This is a genomic window from Lentiprolixibacter aurantiacus (assembly GCF_026241225.1).
In the GTDB taxonomy this organism is placed as follows: domain Bacteria; phylum Bacteroidota; class Bacteroidia; order Flavobacteriales; family Flavobacteriaceae; genus Lentiprolixibacter; species Lentiprolixibacter aurantiacus.
In genome coordinates, this window is record NZ_JAPFQP010000004.1 from 618,929 (window position 1) to 629,109 (window position 10,181).

The following is a 10,181-nucleotide window of genomic DNA, read 5'->3' on the forward strand; positions in this document are numbered from 1 at the left end:
ATTTTGGCTACCTTTTTTTATACCTGCTCTATTATAGGGGGTACAATACACTTATAGCCCTATAATCATAAAAGACCCCCTTCCAAAGGGTACTTGAACGACTCCTGGCAAGCACAAATGAGGAATTGTTAATTCAGATACTTGTTTTTTTCCAAATTGAACATTTTTTAACGTTTTATTGTAAAAGTTAAATTTATTTCATCAAGCTGTTAACTTTTGAATATACTTTCTACACAAAACGATATTTTAGCTGAAATACCGTAACGCATGATTGATAGAAAACAGGGATTATACCTGCCGGAATTTGAGCACGATAATTGTGGGGCAGGATTTATATGCAGCCTTGAAGGAAAGAAGTCGAACGACATTATTCACAAGGCCCTGGAAATCCTGGATAAGCTGGAACACCGGGGGGCTGTTAGTGCCGATGGAAAAACAGGTGATGGAGCCGGTGTATTAATAGACATACCACATGCTTTCTTTCAGGAAGTGTGTTCATTTGAACTCCCGGAACCCGGAGCCTATGCGGTAGGAAACGTTTTCCTGCCACAGAAAGAAAATCAGCGCAATTATTGTATCGATATTTTCGAAGCCCAGATAAAGGAGGTCGGACTGCAATTAGTTGGGTGGCGTGATGTCCCGGTAAATCATGCCATACCGGGAAGAATAGCCAAAGAAAGTGAACCCTTTGTAAAGCAGGTTTTTATTGGCAAGGCTGAAAAGGAACAGGAAGATTTTGATTTCAACCTTAAACTTTTCATCGCCAGAAAAATTACAGAGCATGCCATAGGGAATTCCCGATTGTCTGACCGTCATTTCTTCTATGTACCCAGCCTTTCTACTCGTATAATTATATTCAAAGGGCTGCTAATGCCCCATGACATAAAGCTTTATTACAAGGATCTTATGGATCCGAGAGTTATTACCCGCCTTGCTTTGGTGCATCAGCGTTTTTCCACCAACACCTTTCCAACCTGGGATCTGGCACAGCCATTTCGTTATATGTGCCATAACGGTGAGATCAATACGTTAAGAGGCAATGTCTCCCGCATGCGATCCCGGGAAGAATTGCTGAAAAGTGATTTGTTTGGTCCCGCAATCAAAGAGATACTACCGATAATTTTACCGGGCAAATCAGATTCGGCAACCATGGATATGGTAGTTGAACTTTTGCTTATGACAGGAAGGTCCCTGCCGGAAGTGATGATGATGCTTGTTCCGGAAGCCTGGGAAAAGAATCCGGATATGTCAGAAGACAAAAAGGCATTTTATGAATACAATGCCTGCCTGATGGAACCCTGGGATGGCCCGGCATCAATTCCGTTTACTGATGGCAATTACATAGGGGCCGTACTTGACCGGAACGGGCTGAGACCTTCGCGATACAGCGTTACCAAAGACGGCTATGTAATCATGTCCTCTGAAACCGGTGTAGTTGAACTGGAGCCTGCCAATATTGAGTTTCACGGTCGCCTGGAACCCGGTAAGATGTTCCTGGTGAACATGGAAGAAGGACGTATTGTAAACGATGAAGAGATCAAAAGTGAAATTGCACTCAAGCACCCTTACAAAAAGTGGTTAGACAATAACCTGGTTCACCTTCGGGATATCCCTTATAACGACTGCCCCTTATTTCTGGATGAAGCCCCGCTGGAAAAGAGAAAAGCTGCATTTGGATACACCCTGGAAGACATCAACTCCATCATTTTACCAATGGGCAAGAATGCCAAGGAACCCATTGGCTCTATGGGCTCTGATACGCCCATTGCCGTCTTATCGGAAAGACCGCAGCTACTGTACAACTATTTCAAACAGTTATTTGCCCAGGTAACCAATCCGCCCCTGGATGGTATCAGGGAAGAGCTTATCACAGACATCAGTCTAACTTTAGGCAGTGACCAGAACCTCTTTGAATATACCGAGCTACATTGCCGGAAGCTCAAAATACAAAACCCGGTAATTTCAAAGGAGGACCTTGATAAAATTAAAAACTACGACGCCAGTCCGGATTACAAAGTAGTTTCCATACCCATCCTGTACGAAGTAAAAAGGGGTCATAATGGTCTTGAAGACGGACTGGAGTCCATTTTAAAACAAGCGGAAGCGGCCATAGACCAGGGAGCAAATATTATAATACTCTCGGATCGCAACCTCAGTGAAGAAAAGGCTCCGATTCCGGCCCTTCTGGCCTGTTCCTATGTCAATAGCGGTTTGCGGGCGATAGGGAAACGCTCCAGGCTCAGCATAATAATTGAATCAGGGGAGCCACGCGAGGTGCATCATTTTGCTTTGTTATTTGGCTTTGGTGCCAGCGCAATTAATCCCTACCTGGTAAATGAAATCATCGGAGAACAAATAGAGGCCCAGGATATTAAGGAATACAGTTTTGAAGAGGCTATTAAGAATTACAATAAGGCCGTGGGAAAAGGCATCCTGAAAGTGATGAATAAAATCGGCATTTCTACCCTTAATTCTTATCGCGGTTCCCAGCTATTTGAATGTATCGGCATTGGCACCAGGGTGGTTGACAAGTATTTTCCCAATACTCCAACACGCATACAGGGCATTGGTCTTTATGAAATAGAAAAAGAGATCGCCAAAAGACATAAGAAGGCCTTTGAGAAGGAGGAGGTTGCTGCCAATCTGGATCTGGAGATCGGAGGAGAATATCGTTGGCGAAGGGATGGGGAAAAACATATGTTCAACCCGCTTACCATAGCTAAACTGCAGAAAGCGGTGCGCAATAATGAGCCAACAACATATAAGGAATATGCCTCCCTGGTTAACGAACAATCCAGAAATTTGATGACTATTAGGGGCCTTTTTGAGTTTGCCAATTTTGATCCCATTCCCATCGAAGAAGTAGAACCCTGGACGGAAATAGTAAAGCGTTTTAAGACGGGCGCTATGTCTTACGGTTCCATCAGCAAGGAAGCGCATGAAAACCTGGCCATTGCCATGAACCGGATTGGTGGAAAGAGCAATTCCGGTGAAGGGGGTGAAGATGCGGAACGCTTTTACCGGAACCAGACAGGCGATTGGAAAAACAGTGCAATCAAGCAGGTGGCATCAGGAAGATTTGGAGTTACCTCAAATTACCTGACCAATGCCCAGGAAATACAAATTAAGATGGCTCAGGGTGCAAAACCGGGTGAAGGGGGACAATTGCCGGGCCCTAAGGTTAATCCGGCTATAGCCAAAACCAGGAATTCCACTCCATACGTGGGGCTGATTTCCCCTCCGCCTCATCACGATATATATTCCATAGAGGACCTATCACAACTTATCTACGACCTGAAATCGGCCAACAGAGAGGCTCGAATCAATGTTAAGCTGGTATCGGAAGTAGGTGTGGGCACTGTAGCTGCAGGAGTATCAAAAGCCAAGGCAGATGTAATCCTCATTTCAGGTCATGATGGGGGAACCGGGGCTTCTCCCCTAACTTCCCTGAAACATGCCGGCCTTCCCTGGGAACTCGGTATAGCAGAGGCTCAGCAAACCCTTGTACTTAATGATCTGCGCAATCGGGTGGTCCTGGAGTGTGATGGACAGCTCAAGACCGGCAGGGATGTTGCTATCGCCTGCCTGCTGGGTGCTGAAGAATTCGGATTTGCCACGGCCCCGCTTGTGGCTTCCGGATGCATTATGATGCGGGTGTGTCATCTGAATACCTGTCCGGTAGGTATTGCTACCCAAAACCCTGAGTTGCGCAAGAAGTTTGAAGGAAAGCCGGAACACGTGGTCAACTACATGTATTTTGTTGCCCAGGAGTTACGTGAAATTATGGCTCAACTGGGCTTCCGAAAGGTAGATGAAATGGTTGGTCAGGTACAGAAACTGAATCGCAAGGCCGCAATTGACCATTTCAAAGCCAGTGGCATTGATCTGACTCCTATACTTCATACCATTGATGTTCCCAAGGGGACAAAATTCCACAACACGAAAAAGCAACGGCACGATGTGCACAAGTCCATAGAATTTGAGATCATAGAACAGGCTCACCCTGCACTGTTCCGTAAGGAAAAAACTGTACTGGATTTTCCGATACATAATACAGACCGCGCTGTTGGGGCAATAGTGAGCAATGAGATCTCAAAGATCTACGGTTCTGATGGTCTTCCTGACAATACGCTAAAAATTAATTTTACTGGTTCTGCAGGCCAGAGTTTCGGTGCCTTTGCCACTAAAGGAATCACCCTGGTGGTTAATGGTAACACAAATGATTATCTGGGAAAAGGGCTGTCGGGAGCACGCCTGGTGATCAAAGTACCTGAAAACTCAACCATCAAACCTGAGGAAAACATCATTATTGGCAATGTAACCCTTTATGGAGCTACTTCCGGAGAAGCCTATATTAATGGGAAGGCCGGGGAACGTTTTTGTGTTCGTAATTCCGGGGCCAAAGCCGTTGTGGAAGGAATAGGAGACCATGGATGCGAGTACATGACGGGGGGTGTTGCGGTGATCCTGGGCGAAGTAGGCCGTAATTTCGGAGCCGGGATGAGCGGTGGTATCGCTTATGTTTACGATCCAAATAGCACCTTTGAAAGCAAGTGCAATAAGAACACCCTGAACTTGCTTCCTGTAGAGGAGGACCAGGATATCGCTCAATTAAGGGAACTCATTGAAACGCATTATAACACTACCCTGAGTCCTTTGGCTCAGCGAATCCTTGAGAACTGGGAGCAATGCCTGCCAAAATTCATTAAGATCTTCCCGGAAGAATACAAGCAGGCGCTAATACGATTGGAAAGGGAAAAATCACAAACTATATAACTGCGGAATGGGAAAGATTACAGGGTTCATGGAATACGATCGTAAGGTTGAACAGTATCAACCTGTCGAGAAACGCACAAAGCATTACAAGGAATTTACTATTCCTTTAAAAGAAAAGGAGCTAAAAGAACAGGGGGCAAGATGTATGGATTGCGGTATTCCGTTTTGTCATAGCGGATGTCCCCTGGGGAATCTGATACCAGACTTTAACGATGCTGTGTATCGCGGCAAGTGGGAACAGGCCGCAGGTATACTGCATGCTACTAACAACTTCCCGGAATTTACAGGAAGACTTTGTCCCGCTCCTTGCGAGGAGGCCTGTGTTCTGGGCATTAATGAGGATCCTGTATCCATAGAAAATATTGAGAAGAATATCGTTGAAACGGCCTTTAATAAAGGTTGGATCAAACCACAACCGCCCACTACGCGAACTGGTAAACGTGTGGCCATAGTGGGATCTGGTCCTGCAGGCCTGGCCGCAGCCCAGCAACTTAATCGCGCCGGTCATCAAGTAACTGTCTTTGAGCGCGATGAGCTTCCCGGCGGTTTATTGCGATATGGTATTCCCGACTTTAAAATGGAAAAGCAAATTATAGATCGCAGACTGGAGGTACTTGAAGCCGAAGGGATAGCATTCAAATGTGGGGTGCATGTGGGGCAGGATATCCCGGCTAGTGAGCTGGTTCAGGATTTCGATGCAATTGTGCTCTGCGGTGGTGCAACTGTCAGGCGTGGTCTGCCAATCAAAGGTGCCGAACTTAACGGGGTAGTTCAGGCTATGGATTTCCTTACCCAGAATAATCGCCGTGTTGGAGGGCTTACAGAATTTGAGAAGGAACTGATCGCAAAAGATAAGGACGTAATCGTAATTGGAGGGGGAGATACCGGGTCCGACTGTATTGGGACTTCATTCAGGCAGGGAGCCAGGTCTGTTGTTAATTTTGAAATCATGCCCAAGGCGACCACCGAAAGGCCCGAAAATCAACCCTGGCCATTCTGGCCTATGCGCCTGAGAACCAGTTCTTCTCATAAAGAAGGAGCAGAGCGCGTCTTCAGTATTTCCACCAAAGAATTCGTAGGAGATGCAGAGGGTAATTTGAAGGGTTTAATAACTGTTGAAGTAAGCTGGGAGAAACAAGAGGGGAAGAGGCCTGTACTCAAGGAAGTGCCAGGCACGGAAAAAGAATGGAAATGTGAAATGGCTCTGCTTGCCCTTGGTTTTACCGGCTCAGAAATGACCATTGCCGATCAATTGGGTCTTGAAACGGATCCGAGGACCAACATCAAGGCTTCTGCAGCTAATTATAAGACCAATATTCCCGGGGTTTTTGTAGCTGGCGACCAGCGCAGGGGTCAGTCGCTCATAGTTTGGGCTATTTCCGAAGGGAGACAGGCGGCATATCATGTAGACAGTTATTTGATGGGGAGTTCCAAATTACCCTTGAAGGGAGAAGGGGACCTGCCCAGGATTTGAGCAGGGGCTTTCATATCTCTGTTTTATCTTTTTGCCGTGTTATTTTTTTTCTTAATTTGAGAAAACATATTAACAACCAACCCATTATGAACAATTTATTCTTATCAGGCAGGCTGAGCGCCTTGTTAGTACTTTTGACCATTTTTTTTGTCGGATGTAAGTCGGATCCCAAAAAACAAGAAGCATCCGAGGCAGAAGCCTCTGAACCTGAGCGGGAAGTAATTGAAGTAGTTACCCGTTCTATGGAGTTTTTCGCTCCGGACACTATCAATTCCGGGTGGAACACATTTGTTTACAAGAATCTTTCAACCGAACCTCATTTCATTTTACTGGATAAATATCCGGAAGGAATTACCATAGAGAACACAATAGCTGAGGTAGCTCCTGCCTTTGAAGAAGGTATGGCAATGATCATGGAAGGAAAAATGGAAGAGGCTATGGCGGCATTTGGAAAATTGCCTGAGTGGTTTGGACAGGTTGTATTTTCAGGAGGTACGGGTTTAATTTCGCCCCGGGAAACTGCTATTAGCACATTGAATCTGGCTCCGGGATATTACATTATGGAATGTTACGTAAGAATGCCTGATGGTCGTTTCCACACTTCTATGGGAATGGCAAAAGAGTTTATTATCAGGTCTGAGGATAGCGGAAATAAGCCGCCTGAAGCCAATGTTAGCATTACTATTTCCAGCGAAGATGGCATCAACTACTCAGGAAATATGACCAAGGGAACTACTATTTTCTCAGTAACCTATGAAGACCAGATTGTGCACGAAAATTTTGTGGGTCACGATGTGAATCTTGTCCGCATGGAAGAAGGTGCTGACCTTGATGCTCTGGAGGCCTGGATAAATTGGGCCTCTCCTACTGGTCTTATGAGTTCTAAATTACCGGAAGGCTTTACTTTCCTGGGCGGCACTAATGATGCCCCTGCTGGAAGTGTACAGTATTTTGAAGCTGATTTAAGCCCTGGTACTTACGCCTTCATTTCTGAAGTACCTGGTTCAAAGGCTAAAGGCATGCTCAAAACCTTCAGTATTTCAGATTAGATAAGGTTTCAGAAAATCAATCTATCCTTATTCTTGCTGGGTTCCTGCAGCGTTATTCCCTATCTTGAACTTGTGGGGAGGAGGCGCATAGCGCCCCATCGAAAAGCTGATTCTTTTTCTGGATTTACAACTGCTCCTTACCGGGACTAATATGAAAGGTGTTCTTCTTTTGCGTTGCTGGCAGAAACTGCTGCAATATTCGCATTTAGTTGCCTGATCCTCTCATCTACCCGACAATGCACTGAGTTCGTAGAGAACGATCCTCCTTTCAACCTTTTTCCTGCAGGGAAACCGGTAATAATTTCAAGGCCATCGTCTACTGTATCCACGGCCCAGATAGAAAACAACCCCTTTTCAACTGCTGCTACAACTTCCTTTTTGAGCATTAAATTGTCCAGGTTTGGCCTGGGAATGATGACCCCCTGTTTTCCGCTTAAGCCACGCTGGGCACATACTTCGAAGAAGCCTTCAATCTTTTGATTAATGGCCCCCACAGGTTGCAACTCCCCTTTTTGATTGATGGATCCTGTTACGGCAATCCCCTGATTAATAGGTAAATCAGCCAGACTTGACAACAAGGCAAACAGCTCAGCGCAAGAAGCACTATCGCCATCAATTTCAGAATAACTCTGTTCAAAAACCAAACTTGCATAGAGACTTACTGGTTTATCCTGCCCATATTTTTCGAGTAAATACCCTTGCAAAATAAGTGTGCCTTTCGTGTGAATTGGCCCGGACAATTTGGCTTCCCTTTCGATATCAATCAATCCAACTTTACCAGAGGCTATACTTACTGTAATCTTATTAGGTTTACCAAAACTTATGTCCCCAAGATCTAAAATCGAGATTCCATTGATTTGTCCGACTCTATATTCCGTAAGGTCAATCATCAAGTGCCCTCTCTTTATCAGTTCATTAATCTTTTCCTGGATAAGGTTAGATCTAAAATAGCGAGCTTCTATTGCCTGTTCTATATGTTTTACATCTATCACTTTCTTTTCTCCCGTTCGGGCATAATGATCAGCCTCATGAAGGATGTCCCTGATTTCCCTGAATTTAATGGATATCTTTTTTCGATCATCTGCCATTCTCGAGGCGTGTTCGATAAGCCTGCCCATGGCCTTGTTGTTTATTGGGTATAAGTCATTTTCCCTTTGCATTTTATAGGTGACACCAGCAAAATCCTGAATATTACTGAGGGAGTAATCCATAGCCGTATCAAACTCTGCTTTGACTTTAAAGAGTTCCTTAAAATCCTCGTCAAGTTCATAAAGCAGGTAATACCATCTGGGAGAACCTATCAATATAACCTGAACCTCCAGAGGAATAGGTTCAGGTTTTAAACTTTTAGCACTAATAATCCCCAATTGCTCCCTAGCGTCCTCAATTATAATCTCATTGTTTTTTAATGCTCTCTTTAAACTTTCCCAGGAGAAGTAAGAAAACAACAAGTCCTTTAAGGGAATAATCAGATATCCTCCGTTTGCTCTGTGCAATGCACCACCACGAATCAGAGTGAAGTTCGTTATGAGGGTTCCCATGTACGATTCATGTTCCAATTTGCCGAACAAATTGTTTAGGGTTGGATTAAGTTCGAGTACAATAGGGGCACCAGAAAGGTTGGTGTTGTCTGTAATTACATTTACTTCATACTTCTGAAACCTTACATCCTGTTTATAGCTGGGACCTTCTTGCTGTAAACTGGCTTTTAGAAAATCGTGCAAATTTGATATAATGTCGTTTTTGATTTCAGAAAGATGCAAAAGAACATCTTCAAAACCTATGTATTTCTCCTGCAGTTCCTCTAATAAAGTGTCTATGGCATAGGAAGAAATACTTTCGTCCAATTTAAAAAGTGATTTATTGCTTTCGCGTTCTATCTCCCGATTTTTTTGAAGCAGGTGAAACAATTCATCCTTAAGTTCCGATTGTTTTGCTAGGATTTGATCCCGTTCTTTTTGGTTAAGTTTATTAAATTCTTCATCACTTAAAGGAGTTCCCTCTCTATCTGTAGGTATAACGAGGATTTCTATGGGAGTCCGTGTAACAGTAAAATTATTTTCTCTGGCCTTTCTATGTATCTGTTTAAGAAATTCCTTCTCCTTTTGCCTAAATTCTTCGATTATCTGTTCCTTCCTATCGTGATACTCCTTACTTTCAAAAGCATTGATCAGCATTTTTTGTATTTCTAAGATCAACTGCTGAACCTCTAACTTAAAGGTTTGCCCCCCTCCGTTGGGAAGCTTTAGTTTTTTAGGGTAAAAAGAATCCTGAAAATTATTTACGTAACACCAGTCGCCCGGGGTTTCTTCCAATTTTGCCTTTTCTTCAAGAAAATGGTTAACTGCTTTGGATTTTCCGCTTCCGGGATATCCCGAAACATAGATGTTAAACCCCCCTCTTTTGTTTCCAATTCCAAATTCCAGTGCTTTCAAGGCACGCTCCTGGCCTATTAGGGGTCTAGAAGGTTCCTTTTTTTTGAGCTGTTTCCAGTCGATTTTCTGTTTGGAAATATCTTTCCGTAAATCACTTGGGGTTAATGTGCGTATCATGGACAATTACTGATTAATGATTTGGTATTAAAGATATTATACCTTTATCATCCTTGCTATGATGCCAGTCATACGAACTGATTAAGAATGATAGCTCCAAGGAGCTTGAGATTTGGTTGTTTTCAAAGACCGTTCTTATTTTTTACCCGTTTCCATACTGCAGTAAAACAGGTTATCTTGAGTTTGTGGGGAGGAGGCGCATAGCGCCCCGTCGGAGGGCTTTAGTGGCTTGTCTTGTGGAGTGTTCCCCTATACAGGCTCTAATCAGGGAGGTTGGTATGGTGGTGGATAGGGGGCAATAAAAAATCCCGACCATTTTCATGATCGGGA

The 10,181-nt window shown here is 44.1% G+C and carries 4 protein-coding genes; 3 read left to right on the plus strand and 1 reads right to left on the minus strand.

What is annotated here, in order from left to right; all coding sequences use genetic code 11:
• The first annotated feature begins 267 nt into the window (after nucleotides 1–267).
• The 3 genes from gltB to OO016_RS14355 all read left to right on the plus strand — a co-directional run bounded on the left by gltB (nucleotide 268) and on the right by OO016_RS14355 (nucleotide 7,299).
• Complete coding sequence (gltB, locus tag OO016_RS14345) at nucleotides 268–4,776, plus strand: glutamate synthase large subunit (protein ID WP_266015476.1); 4,509 nt, start codon at nucleotides 268–270, stop codon at nucleotides 4,774–4,776.
• Nucleotides 4,777–4,783: 7 nt separating this feature from the next.
• Nucleotides 4,784–6,250 carry a glutamate synthase subunit beta gene (locus OO016_RS14350; protein ID WP_266015479.1) on the plus strand — a complete coding sequence of 489 codons (1,467 nt, stop codon included), beginning with the start codon at nucleotides 4,784–4,786 and terminating at the stop codon, nucleotides 6,248–6,250.
• 86 nt (nucleotides 6,251–6,336) lie between these two features.
• Nucleotides 6,337–7,299 carry a hypothetical protein gene (locus OO016_RS14355; RefSeq protein ID WP_266015482.1) on the plus strand — a complete coding sequence of 321 codons (963 nt, stop codon included), beginning with the start codon at nucleotides 6,337–6,339 and terminating at the stop codon, nucleotides 7,297–7,299.
• Between the two features lie 146 nt (nucleotides 7,300–7,445).
• Here OO016_RS14355 and OO016_RS14360 read toward each other — a convergent pair whose 3' ends face one another.
• The gene (locus tag OO016_RS14360; RefSeq protein WP_266015484.1) at nucleotides 7,446–9,851 is read right to left on the minus strand and encodes a Lon protease family protein; all 2,406 of its coding nucleotides are present in this window, start codon (nucleotides 9,849–9,851) and stop codon (nucleotides 7,446–7,448) included.
• Nucleotides 9,852–10,181 lie beyond the last annotated feature (330 nt).